This window comes from Streptomyces sp. UH6 (assembly GCF_013421635.1).
Lineage (GTDB): Bacteria > Actinomycetota > Actinomycetes > Streptomycetales > Streptomycetaceae > Streptomyces > Streptomyces abyssomicinicus.
Genome location: NZ_JACADT010001347.1, coordinates 1 through 1,189, shown reverse-complemented (window position 1 = coordinate 1,189; position 1,189 = coordinate 1). Strand labels below are relative to the sequence as shown.

Here is a 1,189-nt window from a genome sequence, read left to right as displayed (position 1 = left end):
ACGCGGTCCCCGCGCTCACCGCGGGCGGCGGTCAGGATCTCTGGGACTGGTACGTCGCGCCGGCCGGCGGTGGGCCGGCCGTGCCGGTGGCCCGGCTGGCGGACGACCTCGTCCACCGCAGGTCCACGGACCGCCTTCCGGCGGTACCGCGCGTCGCCGCCGGAGGCGGCGGTGACCGGGTCCGCCCCTACTACACGGTCGACAACGCGCTCGCGCTGAGCGTCACGCCGCTCCGCGAGCCCGGTCCGACTCCGGGCTGACCCGCCGCCGCGGGCCTCACCTGCGGTTGTACAGCCGCATCGTCACGGGCCCGAACACCAGCAGGAGCAGCCCCGCCCAGGCCAGCGTCCAGACGATCTCGACGCCCGGCCACCGACCCGCCATCAGGCCGCGCACCGCGGAGGCCAGGTGGGTGATGGGGTTGTTGTTGACGAAGGCCTGGAGCCAGCCCGGCATGGTGCGCGGGTCGACGAAGACGTTGGAGAGGAAGGTCAGCGGGAAGATCACCATCATGGCGACGCCCATCACGGACTTCTCCGTGCGCAGCAGCAGCCCGAACATGGTCCAGATCCAGGAGAAGGCGAAGGAGAAGACGAGGAGCAGCAGCACGCCCGCCAGCACCCCCTGCACGCCTCCGTCGGGCCGGTAGCCGAGGACCAGGCCGAGGGAGAGCATCACCGCGGAGGCGATGGTGTAGCGCAGGGCGTCGCCCAGCAGGTACCCGACCATGATCGACGGCCGCCAGAGGGAGAGCGTCCGGAACCGGTCGAAGACGCCCTTGTCGATGTCGCTGTTGACCGAGACCCCGGTGTACATGGTGATCATCACGACGGACATGACCAGGATGCCGGGCAGCACGAACTGGATGTAGTCGTCCGGCGACCCGGCCAGCGCGCCGCCGAAGAGGTACGTGAACATCAGCAGGTTCATGATCGGGAACGCCGTGACGTCGAAGAGCTGGTCCGGCACGTGTTTGATCTTCAGGACGGCCCGCCACCCGAAGGCGAGGGACGCGGTGAGTGCGCTGGGCCTGGGCGGGCGCTCGGTGGCGACGAGGACGGAGGCGACGGACTCGGCGCTGAACCGGGCGGGCTCGCGGACCTCGGCGTCGGCGCCGAGGCCGTTGGCGGTGGGGGTGCCCGCGGGGGTGCCGTCCGGGCGGGTGTCGGTGGTCATGCCGTCTTCTCCG

Annotated in this window: 1 protein-coding gene and 1 pseudogene; one reads left to right on the top strand and one right to left on the bottom strand. The window is 71.2% G+C overall.

The window, feature by feature from the left end; genetic code table 11:
* Window positions 1-260 (top strand): annotated as a pseudogene (locus tag HW445_RS31785) (hypothetical protein); the annotation flags it as partial.
* Window positions 261-276: 16 nt separating this feature from the next.
* Here HW445_RS31785 and HW445_RS31780 read toward each other — a convergent pair.
* Complete coding sequence (locus HW445_RS31780) at window positions 277-1,176, bottom strand: ABC transporter permease (RefSeq protein ID WP_180224227.1); 900 nt, start codon at window positions 1,174-1,176, stop codon at window positions 277-279.
* Window positions 1,177-1,189: the final 13 nt, after the last annotated feature.

What these genes read in the sequence shown, in the direction of transcription:
- HW445_RS31780 (WP_180224227.1), bottom strand. Translation starts at nt 1,176, where the DNA reads ATGACCACCGACACCCGCCCGGACGGCACCCCCGCGGGCACCCCCACC.